Raw genomic sequence first — 26,513 nt, forward strand, 5'->3', positions numbered from 1 at the left:
GGGCGGGGCGGGCCGCTCGTCCTCGCGCTGCTCGGGCGGCTGCGCGCCCGCCGGGCCGGCCTGGCCGCCGAGCTGCGGAGCCCCGAACACCACGGTGCGGTCGCCCAGCGGCCGCGCGGGGGGCTCCTGGCCCTCCACCGGGCCGGGCTGCCCCTCGTCCTCCGGCAACGGCCGCTGCGGACCCTGCGTACCGTCGTTCTCGGTCATCGTCGGGCTCCTTCAGCGCCGTCGTCCCGGGGCTCCTCAGTCCCGGAAGCCCGGAGGCGCGCGGCGCATAACGCCGCCTCCGGACCTTCACCCTTGTCACCACGTGGCGGTCCTGCCAGGCGTGGGCGTTCTCGTCCACAGCCTGCCCCGATCGCCCGGGGAATCGCAAATCACCACCCCCTGATAGACGCCGGACATCGCCCGTACGTTCCGTACGGGGCGTCCGCACCCATCGCCCCGTCAGGAGTGCCCGAGGACCGCGTGCGGACGGTACGGGGCCTCCAGTCGCGCGACCTCCTTCTCGTCCAGTTCCAGGCTCTCGGCGGCGATCGCGTCGTCCATGTGCGTGAGTTTCGTCGCTCCCACGATCGGCGCGGTCACCCCGGGGCGGCCGAGCAGCCACGCGAGCGCGATTTGCGCCGCCGGCACGCCGCGCTCGCCCGCGACCTCACGCACGGCGTCGACGACGTCGAAGTCGTCGTCGGTGTAGAGGCCGTCACCGAAAGCGTCGTTTCGGGACCGGACGGTCTTGCGCTCACCACCCCGCTCCCGGTTCCCGGCGAGCATGCCGCGTGCTAGGGGGCTCCACGGGATGAGGCCCACTCCTTGGTCGGCGCAGAGCGGGTTCATCTCGCGCTCCTCTTCCCTGTAGAGGAGGTTGTAGTGGTTCTGCATCGAGACGAACTTCGTCCAGGCGTGCATCTCGGCGGTGTGCTGGGCCTTGGCGAACTGCCACGCGTACATGCTGGACGCTCCGATGTACCGCGCCTTGCCCGACCTCACCACGTCGTGCAGGGCCTCCATGGTCTCCTCGATGGGCGTCCCGTAGTCCCACCGGTGGATTTGGTAGAGGTCGACGTAGTCGGTGCCGAGCCGCCTCAGCGAATCGTCGATGCCCGCCAGGATGTGCTTGCGCGACAGTCCCCGGTCGTTGGGCCCCTCCCCCATCGGCATGCAGACCTTGGTGGCCAGGACGTAGTCGTCGCGCCGGGTGAAGAGCTTCGGGAGCAGGCGCCCGGTGATCTCCTCACTCGCCCCCAGCGAGTACACGTCGGCGGTGTCGAAGAACGTGACGCCGCCCTCGACGGCGCGCCGGACGATCGGCTCCGCCGCCTCCTCGTCCAGCGCCCATTTCCGCACCGCGGGGTCGCCGTAGCTCATCATCCCGAGGCAGATCCGCGAAACCTTCAGTCCGGTGGTGCCGAGCCGTACCTGTTGCATGGGCAACTCCTCTCAACCCCTCCACGGTGCCGCGCCGTCCCGTGCAGCACCACCCCTGCCGGACGACTTCCGCGCCGGCCCGACGCGGCGGCCGCAACCGGAGGGCGGGCTTCGGGATAGAGGAGGGTGTCAGCATCCTCTAGGCCCCCGGAGAAGCACTCCATGAAGACACGCACATGCACGCGGTGAGCCGTGCCGAGGGCGAGCTGGACGACTCCCGCATCGTCGCCGCGTCGCTGGACGACCCCGAGGCGTTCGGCGAGCTGTTCCGGCGCCACGCGCCGAAGCTGCACGCCTACATCAGGCGGCGCCTCGGGCCGGCGCTCGCCGACGACCTGGTGTCGGAGGCGTTCGCGACGGCGTTCCGGCAGCGCGCGAGGTTCGACGGGCGCCGGGAGTTCGGCGCCTGGCTGTGGGGCATCGCCGCCAACCTGATCGCCCGGCACCACCGCCAGGAGAGCCGCATGTACCGGGCGTTCGCCCGGACGGGGACCGATCCCGCCGAGGACGGCGTCGCCGACACGGCGAGCGACCGCGCGTCGGCCGCCGCGCTCGGGCCGGGCCTCGCGAAGGCGCTCGCGTCGCTGAACGCGCAGGAGCGCCACGCCGTCCTGCTGCTGGCGTGGGCGGAGCTGTCCTACGCCGAGATCGCGGCGGCGCTCGACCTGCCGCTCGGCACGGTCAAGGCCAAGATCCACCGGGCCCGGAGGAAGCTCCGCAAGGCCCTGCCCGAGGAGGAGACCCATGGATGAGATCGACGCGCTGCGGGGCATGCGGACGGCGCTGGCCGAGGAGGAGGGCCCGGAGCGCCTCGCCCTGCGCACCGACTGGCGGAACGGCCCCCGGGAGCGTCCCCGGCGCCGGCTGAGGATGCCGGTGATAGCGGTCGCGGCGACCGCCGCCGTCGCCGCCGGGGCGGTCACCGTCGTCGTCCTGCGGCCCGGAGGCGACGCGCCCCCCGCCCCGCACGGGACGACGGCCATCGCCCCCGGCAACGCTCTCCTGGTGGCCGCGACCAACGCGCAGAAGGCGCCCGCCGGGCGGTACTGGCACACCAAGACCGTCATGGGCGAGGTCTTCTCGGTCGGCAAGAGCCCGTCGAACCACTACAAGGTGGATTCGAGGCAGGGGAACGAGGCGTGGATCGACGTCACCGGCCTCACCCGAACGACCCACATCGAGATCCCCGACGTCCCCCTCACCGCGCAGGACAGGGAGAAGTGGGAGGCGGCGGGTTCGCCCGCGTGGGTCACCGTCCCGAACCCGGAGGGTCCGGACGGCGAGGTCCACCTGGACATGTCGGAGCAGACCAGTGGCCGGTCGCCGTGGCCGGCGTCCGTCGAACGGTTCCAGGGCATGACGCCGCGCCAGATCGCCGCGCTGCCCACGCGTCCGGAGGAACTGGAGAAGGTGCTGCTGAACCTCAAGGGCCACTGGCACGCCGTCTCCAAGGACGGCGAGAAGGAGGAGCCGATCCGCGCCTTGCGGGGGCGGGAGCGGATCCGGGCGCTGAGCGAGGTGGCCGGAACCCTGCTGTCCACCGCGCCCGCGCCGCCGGCGGTGCGCGCGGCGGTGTTCCGGTTGCTGGCGGACCTGCCCGGCGTCAAGGCCGAGGGCCCGACGACCGATCCGCTCGGCCGGCCCGGGATGGCGATCTCGCTGCCGCTGAAGACGACCGCGCCGCTCGGGTTGTTCACCGCTCCGAGGCAGCTCGGCACCTACCGGCGCCAGTTCATCGTCGCCCCGGACGCCGGTTCCCTGCTGGCGATCCGCGACCTGGTCGTGACGCCGCCGCACGGCAGCCGGCCGCTCCCTCCCGGGGACGACGGCAAGCCGCGCTCCCTGAAGGCGAGGAACATGCCCGACCGCTTCCACAAGCCCGGCGAAATGGTCGCGTACCAGGCGTTCGAGGTCGCCGAATGGACCGACGCGAAGCCCCCGGCGAACTGATGGCCACCGTCTGATCCACACCGTTGAGGGCCCGTCCGGCGGGACGGGCCCTCTTGAATGCCCCAGATATCCGTAAAGGTGCCCTTAAGAGCCAGTTGATTACGGTTTGCGACCTCTATCAGGGAGGGCACCCTCCGATCACCAGGTCGGCAGCGCCGTACGGCCGACCGGGAGGGGGATCACATGACGACCAAGACCGCATCGCCCATGGCACACGAGCGGCACCGGACCTCGGGGTGGCTCGCCTTCGCCGGCACACTCGCCCTGGTGATCGGGGCGTTCAACGTCATCGACGGCCTGGTGGGGCTGTTCAGGGACGACTACTACCTCGTCGGCCAGAACCAGATCCTCGTCTTCGACTACACGACGTGGGGCTGGATCTGGCTGATCATGGGCATCGTCCAGATCGCGGTCGGCGCGGCGATCCTGTCGGGGAAGATGTGGGCTCGCGCGACCGGGGTCTTCTTCGCCGTCGTCGCCGCCATCGGGCATCTGGCGTTCCTGCTCGCCTTCCCGCTCTGGTCGGTGCTGACGATCGCGCTGTGCGTCCTGCTGATCTACGCGCTCACCGCACCGCCGCCGGGGGCGAAGGCCGGCTGACCGGGCGCCACCGGGGCGCCCGGCACACCGAAGGGGCCCGTCCGGGATGGACGGGCCCCTTCGCGATGCGCGTTCGGTGTGCGCGCGGTATGCGCGGCGGGCTCAGGCGAACGCGTCGCACTCCACGGTGGCGCGGCGCTCGGTCATGCCCTGCTGGACCGCGGCGTTCACGCACGCCTGCTGCTTCTCGTTGAGCTTGGGCTGACCGCACTCGGTGACGCTGGAGTAGGTGCGGCAGTCCTGGCGCGCGCTCTGGTCCGGGGACGCCTGCGCGACGGCCGCGCCGCCGCCCACTCCCCCGGCACCGACGACGGCGGCGATCAGTGCCCCGGTCATGACCCTCTTCATCTGCTTTCTCCCCCGTCGCGTACATCTGGCAACGGGAGCCTTCATCCCCGCCCCCCAAGCCACAAAACCAGACAAAGAGGTAAAAAAAGACGTTTGACCGCAGGTCACCTGCGCGGCGCCCGGATCAGCGCGCGAATTCGGCGCGGACGCCCAGCAGCCGCACCGGCCGCCGCGCCGTGAACGCGGTGAGCGCGGCGAGTGCGGCCTGCTCGATCCGGTGCCGTCCGGCCGTCGGCGCCTCCAGCGTCCGGCCATGGGTCTGCGTGATGAACGGCGCGTACCGAACCTTGACGACGACCCGGACGACGTTCCTCCCGTCTTCGGCGACGTCGCCGGCGACCTGCCGGGCCAGGCGGGACACCTCGCGGCGGACGTCGTCCCAATCGTCCAGATCATGCTGGAAGGTGGTCTCCCGACCGCACGACCGCGGCACATGGGGCGCGTCGCTCACCGGCGACCCGTCCCGGCCCTGGGCCAGCCGGATCAGCCACGGCCCGGTCGCGGGGCCGACCTCCCCGGCGAGGACGTCCGGATCGGCCGCCGCGAGGTCGGCGACCGTGGCGATGCCGAGAGCCCTGAGCCGCTTGGCGGTCTTCGCACCGATGCCCCACAGCGCGTCGGTCGGCCGGTCGCCGAGCACCTCGAACCAGGTGTCGGCGGTGAGCCGGAAGACCCCGGCGGGCTTCCCGAAGCCGGTCGCCAGCTTCGCCTGGAGCTTGTTCTGCCCGATGCCCACCGTGCATTCGAGCCCGGTCGCCGCGCGCACCCGGTCGCGCGCCTCCCGCGCCACGGCCTCGGGATCGTCGCCGTCGACGGCCAGGAACGCCTCGTCCCAGCCGAGGACCTCGACCACCGCGCCCAGGCTCCGCAGCGCGTCCATCACCTGCCGCGAGGCGGCCTCGTAGACGTCCCGGTCCACGGGCAGGAAGACCGCGTCCGGGCAGCGCCGCGCCGCCGTCCTGAGCGGCAGCCCGGAGTGCACGCCGTACTCGCGCGCCTCGTACGAGGCCGTGCTGACGACGCCGCGCTTCGCCGGATCGCCGTCCCCGCCGACGACGACCGGCCGCCCGCGAAGCTCAGGCCGCCGCAGCACCTCCACGGCCGCGATGAACTGGTCGAGATCGACGTGCAGCACCCAACGAGCCACACCCCCTTGTCCCCCACCAGCCCGAACACACTCACACCGCGCGCGGAACGAACGTTACGGAGAGGGACGCGTCAGGGGCCCTCGCCAACCGATCGAGCACCCGAATCGTCGGTTCTGCGCCTCCAGCGTGGGCGGGAGGCAGTCCGTTCCACGGGTGCCCCCGTCCCTGATCAAGGCCTCGTCTTCGCTCGGCTTCTCGGTGGCTTCGGCCCGTCCGGTCCTAAGGGTTCGTGTACTGGCGGCATTGGCCGGTGAACGTGGCGGCGAGTTCGGTGTCCAGGACCGACCGGGCGAGTTCCTCGGTTGCGGGATCGCGGTGGATCTGCAGGGCGAGGCCCTCGGTGACGGCCAGGAGGCGGACGGCGGCGGGTTCCGGGTCGGTGTCCGGTTCGACTTCGCCGCACTCCTTGCCGTTGTGGACGGCCCGCGCGAGGTCGGCGCGCACGGACCGCGCGGTCGCGGCGTCGACCTCGGCGAGGGCGGGGGCGTCGAGCGCGCGTCCGGCGAACGCCCTGGTGACGCGGAACTCGGTGCGGCGCACGGCGTCCAGCGGCAGGAACTCGGCCAGCGCCTGCGCGAGGACTCCGGCGATGGGGCGCCGGTGCTCTATCCCGGCCTGGATCCGCTGGTCGACCCTGGCCCGGATGGACGCGCTGACGTGGTCGAACGCGTGCAGCAGCATCTCGTCCTTGGTGCGGAAGTAGTGCTGCACCAGGCCGACCGAGATGCCCGCGGCGGCGGCCGTGCGGGCGACGGTGACGGCGTCCAGGCCCTGTTCGGAGATGAGTTCGCAGACGGCCGCGGCGATCTGGCGGCGGCGCTGCTCGTGGTCGGCTGTCCTCGGCACTTGATAACCATATCGCCATACGGTAAAAACCGTATCGCCATACGGTTATTCGACCTCACCGAGGAACGTCCCCATGCGCTCACTCCGTCCGTACAGGTCCGCCAGGGCCTTCGTCCTACCCGTGCTCGTCGTGCTCTGCCTGCTGATGTGCGCACCCGTCGCGTCGGCCGGCGCACCGCCGGATCGGTACGCGGCCATCGACGCGTACGTGCGCCACCGGATGGAGGCCACGCACACCCCGGGCCTCTCCTATGCCGTCGTCGGACCGGACGGCCCGCTGCACCAGCGGTCGTGGGGCACGGACGGACGGGGCGAACCCGTCACCGCCCGGACGCCGTTCGTCTGGGGTTCGCTCGCCAAACCCGTCACGGCGACGGCCGTCATGACGCTGGTGCAGTCGGGACGTCTCCGCCTGGACGACCGGGTCGTCGGACACCTGCCCGGATTCCGGTTCGGCGGGGCGGCGCACGCGTCCCGGGTGACGGTCCGCCATCTGCTGACCCAGACTGCCGGCATCCCCGCATCGGCGACGTCCAAGGTCACCGACTGCTACGGGCCGGACTGCCCGCTTCCGGCGAAACGGCTTCGGGCGCTGGACGGCATCACTCCGCTCGGCCCTCCGGGCACCGAGTACGCGTATACGAGCGCCAACTATGTCGTCCTGACCGCGCTCGTCGAGGCCGTCACGGGACGCCCGTTCGCCGAGTACCTCCGGCAGGCCGTGCTCGCTCCGGCCGGGATGAACGGCGCCATCGCCGACGCCGCCTCCGCCCGGCAGCGGCGGCTGCCGCCGGGGCACCAACTCTTGTGGGGCTTCCCGGTCGCCGTCGCGGACGGCTTCGACGATCACGGCGCCGGCTACGGCTACATGGGCGGGGACCTCGGGGACCTGTCCGCCTTCGCGTCCCTCCAGCTCCGCGCGGGCAGGACGGCCGGCGGCGGCACCGTCCTCACCACCGAATCCGTGCGCCTCATGCGCGAGGAAGGCCTCGGCGGCAGCGGCTACGGCCTCGGCTGGCGTATCGGCGGGCTGGACGCGCCGCTCGACACGGCTCTCTGGCACACCGGCGGTACACCGGGCTATTCAGCCATGATGTTCGTGCTGCCGCAGCGGAATGTCGCGCTGGTCGTGGAGCAGAACCTGTACGGGCTCCTCCAGGACGCGGCGGTCATGCGGGTCGGCTTCGGCGCCGCCCGGATCCTCGCAGGCGGGCGGCCGGGCCCCGATCCGTCCGCGCTCCCGTACCTGCTGACCGTCTGGGGCGTCACCGGACTGGCCGCGGCGTTCATCGTGGCCGCCGGACGCTCGGCACTGCTGCTGCGCCGCCCCACCGGCCCGGCCTCTCCGCGACTCGCCGTCACCGTCGGATGGGTCCTCGCCGGCGCGCTCCCCGCGGCCGCCGTCGCGGCGCTGGCGGTCCTCGACGACATGAAGGCGGCGCTGGTCTGGGTTCCGGACGCCGTGATCGCGCTGTGGACGGCGTCCGCCGCGGGCACCGCCGTCGCCGCACTGCGCATCGTCCGCGCCGCCCGCGCACGGCGTCGGATCCCTTGAACGATCTAGCTATCGGCCTCAGCCGCTGGACGGGGCGCACGCGAAAAGGCCCCTCCCGGTTGGAAGGGGCCTTGCCGCGTGTCGTCAGGCACGGGGTGTCCGCGAGCCGGGACGCCGCCGGAGCGGCGTCCCGGGACGGGACGCTAGCGGTTGTACTGGCCGAAGTCGTACTCCTCCAGCGGCACGGCCTCGCCGGAGCCCTGACCGAAGGCGTACTCGGCGCCGTCGTCGTAGGAGCCGACGGAGTAGACCGCCGCCTTCGCCTCCTCGGTCGGCTCGACCCGGACGTTGCGGTACTGCGGCATGCCGGTACCGGCCGGGATGAGCTTACCGATGATGACGTTCTCCTTGAGGCCCAGCAGCGGGTCGCTCTTGGCGTGCATCGCGGCCTCGGTGAGCACCCGGGTCGTCTCCTGGAAGGACGCCGCCGACAGCCACGACTCGGTCGCGAGCGAGGCCTTGGTGATGCCCATCAGGACGGGGCGGCCGGCGGCGGGCGTGCCGCCCTCGGCCACGACGTTCCGGTTCGTCTCCTCGAAGATCGGACGCTCGACCAGGTCGCCCGGCAGCAGGTCGGTGTCGCCCGACTCGAGGATGTTCACCCGCTTCAGCATCTGGCGGACGATGATCTCGATGTGCTTGTCGTGGATCGACACGCCCTGCGACCGGTACACCTCCTGGACCTCCTGGACCAGGTGGAGCTGGACGGCGCGCGGGCCGAGGATGCGCAGCACCTCGTGCGGGTTGATCGCACCCGCGATGAGCTGCTGCCCGACGCCCACGGACTGGCCCTCCTTGACCAGCAGGCGGGACCGCATCGGCACCTGGTAGGCGATCTCGTCGGAGCCGTCGTCGGGGACGACGACGACCTTGCGGGCCTTCTCCGTCTCGTCGATCTTGACGCGGCCGGCGACCTCGCTGATCGGGGCCACACCCTTGGGGATGCGGGCCTCGAACAGCTCCTGGACGCGCGGCAGACCGTGCGTGATGTCGCCACCGGCCACACCGCCGGTGTGGAAGGTGCGCATGGTCAGCTGCGTGCCCGGCTCACCGATGGACTGCGCGGCGATGATGCCGACGGCCTCGCCGACGTCCACCCGCTTGCCGGTGGCCAGCGAACGGCCGTAGCAGGCGGCGCAGACGCCGATCTTGGCCTCGCAGACCAGGGCGCTGCGGGTGCGGACCTTCTCCACGCCCGCCTCGAACAGGCGCGTCACGACCGCGTCCGACAGGTCGGTGTCGGCCGGGTAGATGACCGTCCCGTCGACGACGACGTCCTCGGCGATCGTGCGGCCGGTGAGGCTCGTCTCCGTCGTCGGCAGCTTGATCACGCTGCCGTCCGACTGCCGCTCCACGATCTCGAACGGGATCGTGCGGTCGGTGCCGCAGTCCTCCTCGCGGACGATGACGTCCTGCGCGACGTCCACCAGGCGCCGGGTCAGGTAACCCGAGTCGGCGGTCCGCAGCGCGGTGTCGGCGAGGCCCTTGCGGGCGCCGTGCGTCGAGATGAAGTACTCGACGACCGACAGGCCCTCGCGGAAGGACGACTTGATCGGACGCGGGATGGTCTCGCCCTTGGGGTTGGAGACCAGGCCGCGCATGCCGGCGATCTGGCGGAGCTGCAGCGGGTTGCCGCGGGCGCCCGACTGGATCATCATCCAGATCGGGTTGGCCTTCGGGAACGCCTTCTCCATGTCCACCGCGACGTCCGCGGTGGCCTTGTTCCAGATCTCGATGAGCTCCTGCTTGCGCTCATCGTCGGTGATCAGGCCGCGGTTGAACTCCCGCTGCACCTTCTCGGCGCGCGCCTCGTAGCCGGCCAGGATGTCCTGCTTGTTCGGCGGCGTGATGACGTCGTCGATCGCGATCGTGACGCCGGACCGGGTCGCCCAGTGGAAGCCGGTGCTCTTCAGCGCGTCGAGCGCGTTGGCCACGGCGACCTTCGGGTACGTCTCCGCCAGCTCGTTGACGATCGCCGACAGCTGCTTCTTGCCGATCTCGTCGTCGACGAACGGGAAGTCGTCCGGCAGCGTCTCGTTGAACATGGCGCGGCCGAGCGTCGTCTCCAGCCGGTACGGCTGGCCGGGCTCGTACCCCTCCGGCGCGATCCAGTCGCGCGGCGGCGGCATGTCCTTCAGCCGGATCTGGATCTTGGCCTGCAGGTCGAGCTCGCCCCGGTCGTAGGCCATGATCGCCTCGGCGGCCGAGCCGAACGCGCGGCCCTCGCCGACGGCGCCGTCCTTCTGCGTCGTCAGCCAGTACAGGCCGATGACCATGTCCTGGGTGGGCATGGTGACGGGCTTGCCGTCCGACGGCTTCAGGATGTTGTTCGTCGACAGCATCAGGATCCGCGCCTCGGCCTGCGCCTCGGCGGACAGCGGCAGGTGCACCGCCATCTGGTCGCCGTCGAAGTCCGCGTTGAACGCGGTGCAGACCAGCGGGTGGATCTGGATGGCCTTGCCCTCGACCAGCTGCGGCTCGAACGCCTGGATGCCGAGCCGGTGCAGGGTCGGAGCGCGGTTCAGCAGCACCGGGTGCTCGGTGATGACCTCTTCCAGGACGTCCCACACGACGGGACGCGCGCGCTCGACCATCCGCTTGGCGGACTTGATGTTCTGCGCGTGGTTGAGGTCGACCAGCCGCTTCATGACGAACGGCTTGAACAGCTCCAGCGCCATCTGCTTGGGCAGGCCGCACTGGTGCAGCTTCAGCTGCGGGCCGACGACGATGACCGAACGGCCGGAGTAGTCGACGCGCTTGCCCAGCAGGTTCTGCCGGAACCGGCCCTGCTTGCCCTTGAGCATGTCGGACAGCGACTTCAGCGGGCGGTTGCCCGGCCCGGTGACCGGGCGGCCGCGGCGGCCGTTGTCGAACAGCGCGTCGACGGCCTCCTGCAGCATCCGCTTCTCGTTGTTGACGATGATCTCGGGCGCGCCCAGGTCGAGCAGGCGCTTGAGCCGGTTGTTCCGGTTGATGACCCGGCGGTACAGGTCGTTCAGGTCGGAGGTCGCGAAGCGGCCGCCGTCCAGCTGCACCATGGGACGCAGGTCCGGCGGGATGACCGGGATGCAGTCCAGCACCATGCCGAGCGGGCTGTTGCGGGTGTTGAGGAACGCCGAGACGACCTTCAGCCGCTTGAGGGCGCGGGCCTTCTTCTGGCCCTTGCCGGTGCGGATGATGTCGCGCAGCTTCTCGGCCTCGGCGTCGAGGTCGAAGTTCTGCAGCCGCGCCTGGATGGCCGCGGCGCCCATGCCGCCCTCGAAGTACTTGCCGAAGCGGTCGCGCATCTCGCGGTAGAGCAGCTCGTCGCCCTCCAGGTCCTGGACCTTGAGGTTCTTGAACCGGCTCCACACCTCGTCGAGGCGGTCGAGCTCGCGCTGCGCGCGGTCGCGCAGCTGCTTCATCTCCCGCTCGGCGCCGTCGCGCACCTTGCGCTTCTGGTCGGCCTTCGCGCCGGCCTCCTCCAGCTCCGCGAGGTCGCCCTCCAGCTTCTGCTGGCGGGCCTCGACCTGCGCGTCGCGGGCCTGCTCGATCTGCTGGCGCTCCACCGAGATGTGCGCCTCCAGCGTGGGCAGGTCGCGGTCGCGCCGCTCCGCGTCCACGCTGGTGATCATGTAGGCCGCGAAGTAGATGATCTTCTCGAGATCCTTCGGGGCCAGGTCCAGCAGGTAGCCGAGGCGGGACGGCACGCCCTTGAAGTACCAGATGTGCGTGACCGGCGCGGCCAGCTCGATGTGGCCCATCCGCTCGCGCCGCACCTTGGCGCGGGTCACCTCGACGCCGCAGCGCTCACAGATGATGCCCTTGAAGCGGACGCGCTTGTACTTGCCGCAGTAGCACTCCCAGTCCCGGGTCGGGCCGAAGATCTTCTCGCAGAAGAGCCCGTCCTTCTCCGGCTTGAGGGTCCGGTAGTTGATCGTCTCCGGCTTCTTCACCTCGCCGTGCGACCACTGGCGGATATCGTCGGCGGTCGCCAGACCGATGCGAAGCTCGTCGAAGAAGTTGACGTCAAGCAACTGTTTTCCCCTTGAGTTCTCAGACCTCGTCGACGCTCATCGCGCCCTCGTTAGGACGGCGGGACAGGTCGATGCCGAGCTCCTCCGCGGCGCGGAAGACGTCCTCGTCGGTGTCGCGCATCTCGATCGACATGCCGTCGCTGGAGAGCACCTCGACGTTGAGGCACAGCGACTGCATCTCCTTGATGAGCACCTTGAAGGACTCGGGAATGCCGGGCTCGGGGATGTTCTCGCCCTTGACGATGGCCTCGTACACCTTCACGCGGCCGAGGACGTCGTCGGACTTGATGGTCAGCAGCTCCTGGAGCGCGTACGCGGCACCGTACGCCTCCAGCGCCCACACCTCCATCTCACCGAAGCGCTGGCCGCCGAACTGGGCCTTACCGCCGAGCGGCTGCTGGGTGATCATGGAGTACGGGCCGGTCGAGCGCGCGTGGATCTTGTCGTCGACCAGGTGGAGCAGCTTGAGGATGTAGATGTAGCCGACGGAGATCGGGTCGCGGTAGGGCTCGCCGGTGCGGCCGTCGAACAGCCGCGCCTTGCCGCCGGGCTCGACCATCCGGTTGCCGTCGCGGTTGGGCAGCGTGCTCGTGATCAGCCCGGTGACGTCGCTCTCCTGGGCGCCGTCGAACACCGGCGTCGCGGTGTTCGTCCACGGCTCGGCCTGGTCGGCGCCGATGGCCTTCAGAGCGCGCTTCCACTCTTCGTCGTCGCCCTCGACCTTCCAGCCGCGGGAGGCGACCCAGCCGAGGTGGGTCTCCAGGACCTGGCCCACGTTCATGCGCCCGGGGACGCCCAGCGGGTTCAGGACGATGTCGACCGGCGTGCCGTCCTCCATGAACGGCATGTCCTCGACGGGGAGCACCTTGGAGATGACGCCCTTGTTGCCGTGCCGGCCCGCCAGCTTGTCGCCGTCGGTGATCTTGCGCTTCTGCGCGACGTACACCCGGACCAGCTCGTTCACGCCGGGCGGGAGCTCGTCGCCGTCGTCGCGGGAGAACACCCGGACGCCGATGACCTTGCCCTGCTCGCCGTGCGGCACCTTCAGCGAGGTGTCGCGGACCTCGCGCGCCTTCTCACCGAAGATCGCGCGGAGCAGCCGCTCCTCGGGGGTCAGCTCCGTCTCGCCCTTCGGGGTGACCTTGCCGACCAGGATGTCGCCGGGGACGACGTCCGCGCCGATGCGGATGATGCCGCGCTCGTCGAGGTCGGCGAGGACCTCCTCGGAGACGTTCGGGATGTCCCGGGTGATCTCCTCGGGGCCGAGCTTGGTGTCGCGGGCGTCGACCTCGTGCTCCTCGATGTGGATCGAGGAGAGGACGTCGTCCTGCACCAGGCGCTGGCTGAGGATGATGGCGTCCTCGTAGTTGTGGCCCTCCCACGGCATGAACGCCACGAGGAGGTTCTTGCCGAGCGCCATCTCGCCGTTGTCGGTGCACGGGCCGTCGGCGATGACCTGGCCGACCTCGACCCGCTGCCCCTCGTCGACGATGGGCTTCTGGTTGAAGCAGGTGCCCTGGTTGGACCGCTTGAACTTCGACACCCGGTAGGTCGTCCGCGTGCCGTCGTCGTTCATGACGGTCACGTAGTCGGCGGAGACCTCCTCGATGACGCCGGCCTTCTCGGCCGTGATGACGTCACCGGCGTCGGTCGCCGCGCGGTACTCCATGCCGGTGCCGACCAGCGGCGCCTCGCTGCGCAGCAGCGGGACGGACTGGCGCTGCATGTTGGAGCCCATCAGCGCGCGGTTGGCGTCGTCGTGCTCCAGGAACGGGATCATCGCGGTGGCGACCGAGGTCATCTGCCGCGCCGAGACGTCCATGTACTGGACCTCGCGGGCGGGGACCAGCTCGACCTCGCCGCCCTTGCGGCGGACCAGGATGCGGTCGTCGACGAAGGTGCCGTCGTCGTTCAGCAGGGAGTTGGCCTGCGCGATGACGTAGCGGTCCTCCTCGTCGGCGGTGAGGTAGTCGATCTGCTCGGTGACCACGCCGTCGGTGACCTTGCGGTACGGCGTCTCGACGAACCCGAACGGGTTGACCCGGCCGAACGCGGCGAGCGAGCCGATCAGGCCGATGTTCGGGCCTTCCGGCGTCTCGATCGGGCACATGCGGCCGTAGTGGGACGGGTGGACGTCGCGGACCTCCATGCCCGCCCGCTCGCGCGACAGACCACCGGGACCGAGCGCGTTCAGCCGGCGCTTGTGCGTCAGCCCGGCCAGCGGGTTGGTCTGGTCCATGAACTGCGACAGCTGGCTGGTGCCGAAGAACTCCTTGATGGAGGCGACGACCGGCCGGATGTTGATCAGGGTCTGCGGCGTGATCGCCTCGACGTCCTGGGTGGTCATCCGCTCGCGGACGACGCGCTCCATCCGGGCCAGGCCCAGCCGGACCTGGTTCTGGATCAGCTCGCCGACCGTGCGCAGCCGCCGGTTGCCGAAGTGGTCGATGTCGTCGACCTCGATCGGCACCGGGACGGCCCCGAGGGTGGCCTCCTCCTCGCCGGCGTGCAGCCGGACGAGGTACTCGACGGTCGCGACGATGTCGTCCTCGGTCAGCGTGCCCTGGCGCATGTCCAGGTCGAGACCGAGCTTCTTGTTGATCTTGTAGCGGCCGACCTTGGCGACGTCGTACCGCTTCGGGTTGAAGTACAGGTTCTCCAGCAGCGTCTGCGCGGACTCGCGCGTCGGCGGCTCGCCCGGACGCAGCTTGCGGTAGATGTCGAGCAGTGCGTCGTCCTGGCCGGACGTGTGGTCCTTCTCCAGGGTGACGTTGATCGACTCGTAGGAGCCGAAGCGCTCGCGGATGCGCGCCTCGTCCCAGCCGAGCGCCTTCAGCAGCACCGTGACGGGCTGCTTGCGCTTGCGGTCGATGCGCACGCCGACGTTGTCGCGCTTGTCGATCTCGAACTCGAGCCAGGCGCCCCGGCTCGGGATGACCCGGCAGCCGTAGATGTCCTTGTCGGACGCCTTGTCGAGGGCGCGGTCGAAGTAGACGCCGGGCGAACGGGTCAGCTGCGAGACGACGACGCGCTCGGTGCCGTTGATGATGAAGGTGCCCTTCGGGGTCATGAGCGGGAAGTCGCCCATGAACACCGTCTGGCTCTTGATCTCACCGGTGGTGTTGTTGATGAACTCCGCCGTCACGAACAGCGGGGCGGAGTAGGTCATGTCCTTGTCCTTGCACTCCTCGACGGAGTACTTGGGCGGCTCGAACCGGTGGTCGCGGAACGAGAGGGACATGGTTCCGGAGAAGTCCTCGATGGGACTGATCTCTTCGAAGATCTCCTCCAGCCCCGACTGGGTCGGGACGCTCTTACTTCCGGCCTTCTGGGCCGCCTCGACCCGGGCCTTCCACCTCTCGTTGCCCAGCAGCCAGTCAACGGAGTTGGTCTGCAGTGCAAGGAGGTCCGGGACTTCGAGCGGCTCCTTGATGCGCGCGAAGGAGACGCGGTGCGGACCGGTTGCGGTATTCGAGGCGTTGCGCGAGGCTGCCAAGAGTGGTCCTTCCGAGGGCTCGCGGCGTAACTGACGACACGCACGCCAGACGATCCACGTCCGAGACCTGCTTTTTCGGGGTCTACGACAGACCCCCGCAGGGGTGCTCTCACACGCGGATAGTCAGAGGGCAGCGCAAAGGGGCAGTGTAGCCGACTGGTACACCGCTCGCAACTCTAGCGCCGCAGTATGCATCACGTTGCCATGGAGCATCGCCCCTCAGCGCCTCTCAGTCAAGAGCGGACTTGGACTTTTCGGGCCCTGACCTGCAGTGAGGAAGGTTACAGTTTAAGCCCGGGGGCGACCCCGCTGGAACACCGTCGGCGATGCGGGGCATGCCGGCAAAAAGAGCACCCCGTGGCCCGGTCTTCGGGGCACGGGGTGTGTCGTCTCTGGGGTGCTACGAGAGGACGGTGACCTCGGAGGCCAGCCACTTGCCGTCCTTCTTGACCATCGTCATCTTGATGCGGAGCGACTCCGGGAGGCGCTGCTCCTTGTCGTTCTTGGTGGCGGACGAGCGGTTCGCGTAGACGAGGGTCACGACCTTGTCGGGGGTCGCGCTCACGACGCCGACCTTCATCACCGTGGTGTTGGAGACCGCCTGCTGCTGGACCGCGACGGTCTTGAGCGTCTCGGCGAGCTTGCCGTACTGGGTGTGGAGCCTGCCCGTCGTCAGGGCGGACGCGGCCTTCAGGTCGGAGTCCAGCGTCCGGTAGTCGTAGGACGACATCTTCTGCGCCGTGTGGGACGACGCGAACGAGGCCTCCTTGACCGCCTGCTCGGTCGCCTTCTGCTCCTTGACCTTGAGGCCCAGCACGGTCGTGCCGACACCGAGCGCGATCGCCAGCACGGCCAGGACGGCGATCACCGTCGGGAGGCCGAGGCGGGCCCGGCGAGGTTCGTCGTCCTCGTCGTCGGTTCCCTCAGCGTCCTCGGCTTCGGTCTCCTCGACCTCGTCCGTGTCGGCTTCGGGGGGTTCCGGGGTGGTGGAGTCGTCCTCAGACGGCGCTGAGTCGTCTTCTGCCGAAGTTTCGGGGGTGGGGTCGACTTCGGAGAGCTTCCCCTTGCTCTCGGGCGTCTCGGGGGATTTGGCGGGCTCGTCGGCTTCGGCGGCCTCGTCGGCGGCTATCTGGGCCAGGCGGGCGGCCTCGCGGGCCCGCTCCGCGGCCTCCTCGGCCAGTTCGGCGGCCTTCGCCGCCTTCTCGGCCCTGGTCGCCTTGTCCGACGTGGCGTCGGGCTTCTTCTCGGAGCGCTTGCCCCGGCCGAGCATCGTCACGGGACCATCTCCAAGTCGGAAACGAGCCAGCGGTCACCGACCCGATCCAGGTCCATCAGGTACCTGTACTTGCGCGGGACGCCGTCCTTCACCTTGGGGTTGGTCACGACGCCGTCCAGGGAGACCATCACCTCGGCGGAGTCGCCGTCGATGGACACGACCGCGGCGGTGACGTCGGTGAGCGTCGACTTCGCACCGGTCTGGGTGAGCTGGTCGATCAGCGTCCTGGCCTGGGTGCTCAAGGTGTTCTTGAAGTCGCCGGTGGCGCCCGCCACGATGCGGTCGACGTCGCGCTGGGCGGTCGCCTTGTCGAGCGTCATCAGGTTGACGCCCATCTGGCGCGCCGACTGGATCGCCTTCGCGCGCTGGTCGGCGTCGTCCTTGTTGCGCAGGGAGACGACGCCGAGCCAGCCGGACGCGATGGCCAGGGCGACCACGACGGCTCCGAGCGTGATCGCGGTGACCATGGGCAGGCGGCCCCTCATCGTGTCCGCCTCACTGGCTCAACGGTCCGAGCAGGAGCCACTTCCACGAGGATTCCTCTCCCAGCTGACGGGTTCCGGCGCTGCGCGGCATGACGTACCGCCTGCCGTCGGGCCCGTAGACCGCACCGGTCGTTGGATCGTATCCAGCGAATTCCACTGAATCGGACGGATACGAAAGGATCAGTCGGCCGTCGGCGACCTGGCCCGTCGGGGCCGCGGCCGCGGCCTTCGTCTTGGCGCCGCCCGTGCCCTTGGCCTCGGTCTTCGGGTCGCCGGTGGCGCCGCCCTCGGGGAAGCCGGCGCCGGCGGTGGCGCCCGCCGGGACCTGCGGGTACGGCAGGATCTCGTCCTTCGGGAAGTTGCGGGAGCCGCGCACCGCGGTGGGCGCGTTGTGCGGGGCCTTGCACCCGGCGTCCAGGGTCGGCTTCTTCGGGGACGTGTCCTGGGGCCAGCGGTGCTTGACCTTCTCGTAGCCCTCGGTGCACGGCGGCGGCGAGTCGATGTTCAGGTCGAGGCCCAGGTGCTGGGTCCCGTCGCCGGGCGTGACGGTGAACGCGCCGGCGACCGTCACCGGGTACAGGATGAACAGCGACCGGAGGCCCGCCTGGCGGGACGAGATGACCTGCCCGGTCGTGGTGAGGTTCGCCAGGAGGACGGGCAGCGTCGGCGCCAGCTGGTTGATGGCCTTGTGCGTCTCGTCCACCGCGCCCGGCACGCCGTCGATGGTCTTGCGCAGGGCGGGGTCGTCGTTGCGCAGGGACCGGGTGAGCTCGTTCAGGTTGCGGGCGAAGCCCTGGATGTTGGCGGCCTGCCCGCGCTGGGTGTCCAGCACGGTGACGCTGTTGTCCAGGAGCTGCTTGGTGTCGGGGTACGCCTCGTTCGCCGTCTTCAGCAGCCGGTCGGTGTCGTCCAGGATCGACTGGAGGTCCTCGGCGGAGCCGGAGAACGCCTTGTTCAGCTCGTCCACGATGACGCCGAGGTCCTTGGTGTTGACCGACCCGACGAGCGAGTCGACGTTGCGCAGCAGCTCGGCGGTGGACACCGGGAGCGTGGTGCGCTCCTTCGGGATCGTGTAGGCGGCGCCCTCGTCGAGGTAGGGCCCGCTCTTCTTGGTGGGCTCCAGGTCGATGTACTGCTCGCCGACCGCGGACCGGTTCGCCACGACGGCCTTGGTGCCCTCGCGCGGGATCCGCTCGCCGCGTTCGAGCAGCAGCTTCACCCGGATGCCGTCCTTGGTCAGCTCGATCGGCCCGACCCGTCCGACCGGGACGCCCCGGTAGGTGACCTCGGCGTTGGTGAACACGCCGCCGGAGTCGGTGAGGTCGACGTAGGCGACGTACTGCTTGCCGAGCAGGTCGCGGCCGAGGCCGATGTAGTTCACCGAGACGATCGCCACGCCGACGACCGTGATGACCGCGAACGCGATCAGCTGGATGATGACGCCGCGCTTGAGGATCACGACAGGCCCCCCGTCACCAGGGTCCGCAGACCGCCGTCATCGGAGCCGAGCGAGCCCGTCCGCTCCGGAGCCGGGGTACCGGACGTCTTCTTCGATGTCGGCGTCGTCTTCGGGGCCGGCGTCGACTGGCCGGGCAGCCCCGGGATCCCGCCGGCCGTCTGCGGCAGCACGCCGAGCGGCGAGTCGGGCAGCGTGACGTTGGGGACCTGCAGCATGCTGCGCATCTGCTGGCCGCTGCCGAGCATCCCCTCCAGGTCGGTGCCGCCGAGCAGGTTCCGGGCGATGGACTCGAAGTCCAGGTCGACGGTCAGCCGGACGTTGCCGTAGTCGCCCTCGATGGTGTTCTCGAACGTGGCCGGGAACGGGAAGGTGATCAGCGTCTCCAGCGACCGCGGCAGGTCGTTGCCCGCCTTGTTCAGGTTCCGCAGGATCTTGTCGACGTCCTGGAGGTTCGCCAGCAGGTCGGCCTTCGAGCGGTTGATCACGTTGGTGGTGGTGCGGCTGAGCTTGTCCAGCGCGACCAGCATCTTGGTGAGGTCGGCGCGGTTGCGGTCGAGGACGGCGATCGCGGGCCCCGTCTCATCGATGGTGTCCTGGATCGTCTTGCGCTCGTCCGCGAGCTTGCCGCTCAGCCGGTCGATGCTGTCGAGCGCGCGGGTGATCGCGGCGCGGTTGCGGTCGAGCGTCCCGGCGAAGGTGTTGACCCGCTCCAGCACCGACCGGATCGTGCCGGTCCGGCCGTTCATCGCGGCCTGCAGCTCGTGGCTGATCGTGGAGACCTGCTCCAGGCCGCCGCCGTTCAGCAGCAGCGACATCGCCGACAGCACCTCTTCGATCTCGGTGCCGCGGGACGTGCGGTTCAGCGGGATCAGGTCGCCGGTGCCGAGCCGGCCGTTCGGTGCCTCGTACCTCGGCGGCTCCAGCTGCACGAACTTCTCGCCGAGGAGGCTGGTCTGGCTGACCGTCGCGATCGAGTTGTCCGGGAGGTTCACGTCCCGGCGGATCTTCACGGTGACGAGCGCGTGCCAGCCGCCCTGCCCGGGGGCGCCGCCCTCCAGCTCGATGTCCTCGACCTTGCCGACCGACACGTCGTTGACCTTGACCGCCGACTGCGGGACGAGGTCCAGCACGTTCGCGAACTCGATCTTGACGGTGACGGGGTTCGAGCCGAGGTCGGGGCCGCCGGGCAGCGGCAGCGACGAGACGCCGTTGAACGAGCAGCCCGACAGGGCCGCCGTCGCGGCGATCGCGGCGGCGCCCAGCAGGCGGGCGCGGCGCACCGGCCGTCTCCTGGTCCTGCTCATCGGCCACCTCCCGGCAGCAGCGCGCTGAGATCACCGGGCTGGGTGCGCGTCGCGGTCTTGTTGGTCGTGGTGCTCGTCTTCGCGGTCTTGCTCGTCTTGCCGGGCCTGCCGCCGGGGCCGTAGGCGTCCGGCGGGATCGGCACCGGGTCGTAGTGCGTGGTCAGCGCCGTGATCCAGGACAGGTCGAGGCTGAAGCCCGTCAGCGCCTTGCCGATGCCGTTGTACGGCTTGACGAAGTCGAGGCACTCCTTGGCGGGCGTGCCGACCGAGTACGCCAGCGAGCAGACCCAGTCGGCCAGGTCGTGGAACTGGCGGAAGTTGTTGCGGGTGTGGATGGTGCCGCTGATCGGGTCGTAGGCGCGGGCCAGGTTGTTCACGGCCAGCGGGCCGGCGGTGAGGATCTCGGCGAGCGCGTCCTTCTCCTTCACCAGCACGCCGGTGATCTGCGCGAGCTGCCGGACGTTCGCGGCCAGCTCGCCGCGGTTGTCCTTGACGAACCGCTGCACGTTCCGCAGCGTCGGGGCGAGGGTGTTGAGGGCCGCGCTCAGCTCCTCCTTCTCCCCCGCGAGCTGCCCCGACACCCCGTTGAGGTGCCCGGTGAACGACTTGATCTGCTGGTCGTTCGCCTTCATCGCGTCGGTGATGATCCGCAGGTTCCTGATCGTCTCGGCGACGTCGCCGCGGTCGGTGCTGAGCGTGCTGAGCGCCTTGGACGCGTCCGCGATCGTCGCCCGGATGTCGTCGCCCTGGCCGTCCAGGTTCGCGGCGCCGACCTCCAGCAGCCGCGACAGCGACCCCTCCTGGCCGTTCGCGCCGGGCGCGTTGGCGCCCTCGGGGCCGAGAGCCTTGGTCAGGTCGCTCAGGCTGCCGCTGACCTGGTCGACCTCGACCGGGACGGCGGTGCGGCCCGTCGTCAGCGTCGCGCCGTCGGCGAGGACGGCGCCGCTCTTGTAGACGGGCGTCAGCTGGATGTAGCGGTCGGCGACGAGCGTCTGGTTGATGATGACGGCCTGCGCGTCGGCCGGCACCTTGTACTTGGCGTCGTACTTCAGCTCGACCTTGACCGCGTCGCCGACCGGCTCGACCTTGGTGACCTCGCCGACCGGGATGCCGAGGATGCGGACGTCCGCGCCCTTGTACAGGCCGACGGTCTTGGTGAAGTAGGCCGTCAGGTGGCGCTGCTTCGGCTCCTGGAGGATCAGCAGGAGCGCGGCCACCAGCACTGCGACGGCGAGGATCGCGCCGCCTAGGCGAAGGATGGTTCCTGAGTTACGCACAGTGACCTGCCTGCTCACGGGAGGAACGGCAACGGGTTGTCGCTGTTGCCGGTCTGCGTCTGGTTGCCGGTCCGGCCGCCCTGCTTCTTCGTCGCGGTCCCGCCGTTGGACGGTGCGTCCTGGATCGACGCGGGGATCGGGAGGAGGTTCTGGATCCACGAGTCGAACCAGCGCCCGGTCCCGGTGACGTCCGAGAACTGCCGCGCGAACGGCGCGAACAGCTGCAGGATCCGGTCGAGGTTGTCCTGGTTCTTCAGCAGGACCCGGTTGACCTTCGCCAGGTTGTCCAGCATCGGCCGCAGCTGCTTCTCGTTCTCCTTGATCAGCGCGTTCACCTGCTGGGACAGGGTCACGGTGTTGATCAGCAGCTGGTGGATGACCGCCCGGCGCGCCTGCACGGCCTGCAGCACCTTGTCGCCGTCCTGGACGAGCTTGGCGAAGTCCTGGTTGCGGTCGGCGAGCAGCTCGGAGACGTTCTTGGCCTTGCCGGCCAGCTCGTGCAGCTCGTCGTCGCGGGACGCGACCGTGTTGGACAGCCGCCGCAGGCCCTCCAGCGACGCCCGGACCTCCTCCGGCGAGTTCTTGAACGTCTCCGACAGCACGTCGAACGACTTGGCGACCTGCTGGACGTCGATCGCGCCGACCCGCCGGCTCAGCTCGCTGATCGCGGGGACGACCTCGAACGGGGTGTGCGTCCGCTCGATCGGGATGCTGCGGCCGAGCCGGCCCTTGCCGCGCGGGGTCAGCTCCAGGTAGTGCGCGCCGAGGATCGTCTTGATCTTGATGCCGGCCTCGGTGCGGTCGCCGAGCCGCACGCCGTCGTCCACCCGGAAGGTGACCTTGACGTGGTCGCCGTCCAGGTCGAGCGCGGTGACCTTCCCGACCTTGACGCCCGCGATGCGGACCTCCTCGTCGGGCTTCAGCCCGGCGGCCTCCTTGAACGCGGCCGTGTGGGTCTTGCCGCCGGAGACGAACGGGATGTTGTCCAGGTTCATCACCAGCGCCAGCAGCACCGCGATGACGGCGAACGCGGAGAGCCCGATGGGGACCGGGTTGCGTTCCCGGAACGGGATCCTCATCTACTTGCACCTCGCGTTCTCGTTCACGATCGCCGGCGTCTGGTAGACCGGTCCGCCCGGCAGCCGCACCCGCGCGTCGAGGCCGCAGATGTACATGTTGAACCAGGACCCGTAGGAGGAGATGTTCACGAGCCCCTCAAGCCGCTTCGGCGACCGCTTGAGCCCGCCGTCGATCGCCTTCTCGTTGGCCGCGAACGTCCCGGCGAGCTTGCTCAGCCCCGCGATGTCATTCTTGATGCCGGGGCGCGCGTCCGACAGCAGGTCCTGCGTCGTGCCGGTGAGGTCGTTGATCGCCGCGACCGAGTCGAAGATCGCCTTGCGGTCGCCGGAGACGCCGCTTACGAAGCTGCGCAGGTCCCGCACCAGCCGGTCGACCTGGTCGTGCCGCTGGTCGATCGTGCCGAGGACGGTGTTCAGGTTGTCGATGACCTCGCCGATGACCTGGTCCCGGTCGGCGAGCGTGTTGGTCAGCGACGCCACGTGCGCGAGCAGGCTGTTGATCGTCCCGCCCTCGCCCTGCAGCACCTGGATGATCTGCATCGCCAGCGTGTTGACGTCCTTCGGCTCCAGCGCGCGGAACAGCGGCCGGAAGCCGTTGAACAGCGTCGTCAGGTCCAGCGCCGGCTGGGTCTGCGAGACCGGGATCGTGCCGCCCGGCTTCAGGTAGTCGTTGGCCTGCCCGGCGCCGTCGGTCAGCGCGAGGTAGCGCTGGCCCATCAGGTTCCGGTAGCGGATCTGCACCTGCGTGGTGGACGGCAGCCCCGCCTTGAACGGGCCGTCCTCCTCCACGGAGAACGTCACCTCGGCCTTGTCGCCCTTGTACAGCCGGATGTGCTCGATCTGGCCGACCTGGACGCCGGCCGCGCGGACGTCGTCGTTGTCCAGCAGGCCGGTGACGTCGGTGAAGATCGCCTTGTACTCGCGGGTGTCCCGGAAGCGCATGTTGGAGATCGTCATCGCCAGCACGCCGGTGGCCACCGAGGTGATGACCACGAAGGTCAGCAGCTTGATCGCCGCGCCCGAAGTCCTCACTTGATCGTCACCACCGATCCGTCCGAGAGCAGCGGCCCGAACATCAGCTCCGACACGTCCGACAGCTCATCGGACCTGGTCTGCGTCAGCGGCCCGAGGACGCTCTTGAGCTGCTCCTTCGGGGTCAGCGAGCCGGTGTCGACGAACACGTTCGACAGCGCCCGGCCGCGGTTGCCCCCGCCGCCGTTCGGGTCATCGGGGTTCTTCCACCACAGGTCGTCCTGCGTGCCGTCCAGCGCCAGGTAGTCCGGGGACGGCACCTTGGGGTTCGGCAGGCCGTAGCAGCGCGGGTTGCGCCGGTCCTTGGCCTCCGGCGCGTCCAGCGGGTACTTGTAGCCGGGCCGCGGCTTCACGATCTCGACCGTCAGGTTGAAGGTCTTGGACCCGCCCCCGCCGGCGACCCGCTCGGCCTCCGGCTTGAGCTTCATCAGCCCGGCGAACACGCACGGCAGCGACGGCGAGTACCGGGCGACCAGGCTCGCGACGTCCCGGTTCGCGATGTTCACGCCGATGATCTTCGGCCCGTTGTGCCGCATGAACACCTCGCCGTCCTGCGCCAGCGCGGTCGTCGCCGGGATCAGCTGCTCGATCGTCGCCTTCTTCGCGGTGATCGTGCGGCTGGTCACGTTGAGGTTCCGGAGCGTCTGCAGCAGGTCCGGCGCGGCCTGCGCGTAGATGTCGGAGACGTCCGCGAGGCCGTGCAGGTCGTGCACCAGCGTGCCGAGCTGCGGGTTGATCTTGCGGAGCAGGTCGTCGGCCTCTTCGAGGTTGCGGCCGATCTGGTCGCCGCGGCCCTGCAGCGCCGTCGCGAGCGCGTTCAGCGTCGCGTTCAGCTCCGCCGGCTTCACCGCCTGCAGCAGCGGCAGCAGGTCGTTCAGCACCTTGTCGATCTCGATGGCGGCCTGCGAGCGGTCCTGCTGGATGACCTGGCCGTCGCGCAGCCCGGCCGGGCCGGCCTGCGCCGGGATCTCCAGGTCCACGTACTTCTCGCCGAACAGCGTCTTCGGCAGCAGCCGCGCCTGCACGTTCCGCGGGATCAGCTTCGCCTTGCCGGGGTCGAGCGCGAGGTGCAGCGTGGCGCCGTCCGCCGTCGCGTCGGTGCCGCGCACCTCGCCGACGATCAGCCCGCGCACCTTCACGTCCGAGTGCGGCAGCAACTGCAGCCCGGCCCGCTCGGCCTTCACCTTCACCTCGGTCACGGGCGTGAACGCCTTGTTGTACAGCGCGACGGTCAGCGCCAGCAGCAGGACGATCACGACGATCATCGAGGTGCCGAGCACCCGGTAGCGCACGCGTTCGCTCATCGTGCCGTCACCCCGCGATCCGGACGGTGGTGGTGGTGCCCCAGATCGCCATGCCGAGCAGGAGGTCCGCCACGTTGATGACGACGATGCTGGTGCGCACCGCGCGGCCCACCGCGACGCCGACGCCCGCCGGGCCGCCGGACGCGTGGTAGCCGTAGTAGCAGTGGATCAGCATCACCAGCACCGCGAAAATGATCACTTTGCCGAACGACCACAAGATGTCGTTCGGCGGTAGGAACAAATGGAAATAGTGGTCGTAGGTGCCGGTCGACTGGCCGTAGAACACCGTCACGATCACCCGCGTCGCGCCGTAGGAGGCGAGCAGGCCCACGATGTACAGCGGGATGACCGCGATCATCCCGGCCAGCATCCGGGTCGTGACGAGGAACGGCATCGACGGGACGGCCATGACCTCCAGCGCGTCGATCTCGTCGGAGATCCGCATCGCGCCGAGCTGCGCGGTGAAGCCGCAGCCGACCGTCGCCGACAGCGCGAGCGCCGACACCAGCGGCGCGATCTCGCGCGTGTTGAAGTAGGACGCGACGAACCCGGTGAACGCGGCCGTGCCGATCTGGTTCAGCGACTCGTAGCCCTGCAGGCCGACCTGGCTGCCGGTGAAGAACGTCATGAAGCCGACGATCACCACCGAGCCGCCGATGACGGCGAGGCCGCCGGTGCCGAGGCTCACCTCGGCCAGCAGCCGCAGCACCTCCGTGCGGTAGCGGCGCAGCACCCGGAACACCCAGGCGAACGCGCGGGCGTAGAACGACATCTGGTGGCCGAAGTCGTCCAGCCGCTCCAGCGGCGCGCTCACCGCCCGGGAGACCGCCTTGCCCGTCTTTCCAGGGGCCGTGCTCATCGCCTCGCCTCCGCTCGGCTGCGAGCGGCCGTCCTTGGCGCCGTCTTCCCTCGTCGCTCCGGTCGCAGGCTCCCTGCGCTCCTCAGTCCAGACGGCGCCCGTCCGCTCGCCATCACATCCCCTTCGACGGGACGAACTGGAAGTACAGCGCGGAGATCACGAAGTTCTCCAGGAAGAGCAGCATGAACGTGATGACGACGGTCTGGTTGACCGCGTCGCCGACGCCCTTCGGCCCGCCCTTGGCGTTCAGTCCCTTGTAGGCGGCGACGAGGCCGGCGGTGATGCCGAACACGAACGCCTTGAACTCCGCCTGCAGCAGGTCGGGCAGCTGCGCGATCGCGTTGAACGACGCGAGGTAGGCGCCCGGGGTGCCGCCCTGCAGCATGACGTTGAAGAAGTAGCCGCCCATCAGGCCGACCACCGACACCAGCCCGTTCAGGAACAGCGCGACGAACGCGCACGCGAGCATCCGCGGGACGACCAGGCGGTGCAGGGGGTTGATCCCCAGCACCTCCATGGCGTCGATCTCCTCACGGATCTTCCGGGAGCCGATGTCGGCGCACATCGCCGACCCGGCCGCGCCCGCGACCAGCAGCGAGGTGACCAGCGGGCTGGCCTCCCGGACGATCGCGACGACCGCGGTCGCACCGGTGTAGGACTGCGCGCCGAGCTGCCGGATCAGCCCGCCGACCTGCAGCGACAGGACGCCGCCGAACGGGATGGCGACCAGCATGGTCGGGACGACGGTGACGCTGACGATGAACCAGGCCTGCTGGATGAACTCGCGCCACTGGAACGGCCACTGGAAGGTCGCACGGGCGGTGTCGAGGCATAGGGCGAAGAAGCGTCCGGGCTCCTTGACGACCACGTTGGCCGCGCCGTCCCCGATCTTGCGGAACGTCGCGGACGACCCGCCGGTCTTCCCCTCTGCCTGGTCCGCGCCGATACCAGGAGTGGACATCAGTACCCTGCACCGCCCGCATGCCGGCCGGGCGGCGGGTTGCCGGGGAACTGGCCGCCCGGCCCGGCCGGGCCGGCCGGCGGCGGGCCG

Annotated in this window: 21 protein-coding genes; 4 read left to right on the forward strand and 17 right to left on the reverse strand. The window is 69.9% G+C overall.

Features of this window, described 5'->3' with window-relative positions; all coding sequences use genetic code 11:
* Positions 1–207, reverse strand: a 207-nt coding sequence (locus E1284_RS21040; RefSeq protein ID WP_207923868.1) for a hypothetical protein, incomplete at its 3' end; no start/stop codon positions are given.
* Between the two features lie 240 nt (positions 208–447).
* Entirely contained in the window at positions 448–1,428 is a 981-nt protein-coding gene (locus E1284_RS21045; protein WP_131941504.1) for an aldo/keto reductase, read from the reverse strand.
* Positions 1,429–1,604: 176 nt separating this feature from the next.
* Here E1284_RS21045 and E1284_RS21050 point away from each other — a divergent pair, with 176 nt between their 5' ends.
* The 3 genes from E1284_RS21050 (at position 1,605) to E1284_RS21060 (ending at position 3,978) form a co-directional block, all read left to right on the forward strand.
* The gene (locus E1284_RS21050; RefSeq protein WP_131941506.1) at positions 1,605–2,180 is read left to right on the forward strand and encodes an RNA polymerase sigma factor; all 576 of its coding nucleotides are present in this window, start codon (positions 1,605–1,607) and stop codon (positions 2,178–2,180) included.
* Positions 2,173–3,378 (forward strand): CU044_5270 family protein, encoded by a 1,206-nt coding sequence (locus E1284_RS21055; RefSeq protein ID WP_131941508.1) that lies wholly within the window; start codon positions 2,173–2,175, stop codon positions 3,376–3,378. Before E1284_RS21050 ends, E1284_RS21055 begins: the two co-directional genes overlap by 8 nt.
* Before the next feature lie 183 nt (positions 3,379–3,561).
* Complete coding sequence (locus E1284_RS21060) at positions 3,562–3,978, forward strand: DUF7144 family membrane protein (protein ID WP_131941510.1); 417 nt, start codon at positions 3,562–3,564, stop codon at positions 3,976–3,978.
* Positions 3,979–4,080: 102 nt separating this feature from the next.
* Here the strand turns inward: E1284_RS21060 and E1284_RS21065 are convergent, their stop codons facing one another.
* The 3 genes from E1284_RS21065 to E1284_RS21075 form a co-directional block, all read right to left on the reverse strand.
* Positions 4,081–4,326 carry a hypothetical protein gene (locus E1284_RS21065; protein ID WP_131941512.1) on the reverse strand — a complete coding sequence of 82 codons (246 nt, stop codon included), beginning with the start codon at positions 4,324–4,326 and terminating at the stop codon, positions 4,081–4,083.
* Between the two features lie 124 nt (positions 4,327–4,450).
* Positions 4,451–5,473, reverse strand: a complete 1,023-nt coding sequence (locus E1284_RS21070; protein ID WP_131941514.1) for a DNA polymerase IV — start codon at positions 5,471–5,473, stop codon at positions 4,451–4,453.
* Positions 5,474–5,693: 220 nt separating this feature from the next.
* Positions 5,694–6,320: a TetR/AcrR family transcriptional regulator gene (locus E1284_RS21075; protein ID WP_131941516.1), complete on the reverse strand. Its 627-nt coding sequence runs from the start codon at positions 6,318–6,320 to the stop codon at positions 5,694–5,696.
* A 73-nt stretch (positions 6,321–6,393) separates the two neighbouring features.
* Between E1284_RS21075 and E1284_RS21080 the strand changes: the two genes are divergently transcribed.
* The gene (locus E1284_RS21080) at positions 6,394–7,875 is read left to right on the forward strand and encodes a serine hydrolase domain-containing protein (RefSeq protein WP_131941517.1); all 1,482 of its coding nucleotides are present in this window, start codon (positions 6,394–6,396) and stop codon (positions 7,873–7,875) included.
* Between the two features lie 143 nt (positions 7,876–8,018).
* On the opposite strand, the gene E1284_RS21085 is transcribed toward E1284_RS21080, so the two are convergent.
* The 12 genes from E1284_RS21085 to E1284_RS21140 all read right to left on the reverse strand — a co-directional run bounded on the left by E1284_RS21085 (position 8,019) and on the right by E1284_RS21140 (position 26,423).
* Positions 8,019–11,891 (reverse strand): DNA-directed RNA polymerase subunit beta', encoded by a 3,873-nt coding sequence (locus E1284_RS21085; RefSeq protein ID WP_131941519.1) that lies wholly within the window; start codon positions 11,889–11,891, stop codon positions 8,019–8,021.
* Between the two features lie 19 nt (positions 11,892–11,910).
* On the reverse strand, positions 11,911–15,387 hold the full coding sequence (gene rpoB, locus E1284_RS21090) for a DNA-directed RNA polymerase subunit beta (protein ID WP_131941521.1): 3,477 nt from the start codon (positions 15,385–15,387) through the stop codon (positions 11,911–11,913).
* A 400-nt stretch (positions 15,388–15,787) separates the two neighbouring features.
* A complete protein-coding gene (locus E1284_RS21095) occupies positions 15,788–16,663 on the reverse strand; it encodes a hypothetical protein (protein ID WP_131941523.1) in 876 nt (291 codons plus the stop codon).
* Positions 16,660–17,148 (reverse strand): hypothetical protein, encoded by a 489-nt coding sequence (locus tag E1284_RS21100; protein WP_243714641.1) that lies wholly within the window; start codon positions 17,146–17,148, stop codon positions 16,660–16,662. Before E1284_RS21100 ends, E1284_RS21095 begins: the two co-directional genes overlap by 4 nt.
* A gap of 10 nt (positions 17,149–17,158) precedes the next feature.
* Positions 17,159–18,607 carry an MCE family protein gene (locus E1284_RS21105; protein ID WP_131941525.1) on the reverse strand — a complete coding sequence of 483 codons (1,449 nt, stop codon included), beginning with the start codon at positions 18,605–18,607 and terminating at the stop codon, positions 17,159–17,161.
* Positions 18,604–19,911 (reverse strand): MCE family protein, encoded by a 1,308-nt coding sequence (locus E1284_RS21110; RefSeq protein ID WP_131941527.1) that lies wholly within the window; start codon positions 19,909–19,911, stop codon positions 18,604–18,606. Before E1284_RS21110 ends, E1284_RS21105 begins: the two co-directional genes overlap by 4 nt.
* On the reverse strand, positions 19,908–21,188 hold the full coding sequence (locus E1284_RS21115) for an MCE family protein (RefSeq protein WP_243714642.1): 1,281 nt from the start codon (positions 21,186–21,188) through the stop codon (positions 19,908–19,910). Before E1284_RS21115 ends, E1284_RS21110 begins: the two co-directional genes overlap by 4 nt.
* Before the next feature lie 14 nt (positions 21,189–21,202).
* Positions 21,203–22,267, reverse strand: a complete 1,065-nt coding sequence (locus E1284_RS21120) for an MCE family protein (protein WP_131941531.1) — start codon at positions 22,265–22,267, stop codon at positions 21,203–21,205.
* Positions 22,268–23,299: an MCE family protein gene (locus E1284_RS21125; RefSeq protein ID WP_131941533.1), complete on the reverse strand. Its 1,032-nt coding sequence runs from the start codon at positions 23,297–23,299 to the stop codon at positions 22,268–22,270.
* Positions 23,296–24,603 carry an MCE family protein gene (locus tag E1284_RS21130; RefSeq protein WP_131941535.1) on the reverse strand — a complete coding sequence of 436 codons (1,308 nt, stop codon included), beginning with the start codon at positions 24,601–24,603 and terminating at the stop codon, positions 23,296–23,298. Before E1284_RS21130 ends, E1284_RS21125 begins: the two co-directional genes overlap by 4 nt.
* Before the next feature lie 7 nt (positions 24,604–24,610).
* Positions 24,611–25,462 carry an MlaE family ABC transporter permease gene (locus tag E1284_RS21135; protein WP_131941537.1) on the reverse strand — a complete coding sequence of 284 codons (852 nt, stop codon included), beginning with the start codon at positions 25,460–25,462 and terminating at the stop codon, positions 24,611–24,613.
* Positions 25,463–25,574: 112 nt separating this feature from the next.
* The gene (locus tag E1284_RS21140) at positions 25,575–26,423 is read right to left on the reverse strand and encodes an MlaE family ABC transporter permease (RefSeq protein WP_131941539.1); all 849 of its coding nucleotides are present in this window, start codon (positions 26,421–26,423) and stop codon (positions 25,575–25,577) included.
* Positions 26,424–26,513: the final 90 nt, after the last annotated feature.

The organism is Actinomadura bangladeshensis (assembly GCF_004348335.1).
GTDB lineage: Bacteria > Actinomycetota > Actinomycetes > Streptosporangiales > Streptosporangiaceae > Spirillospora > Spirillospora bangladeshensis.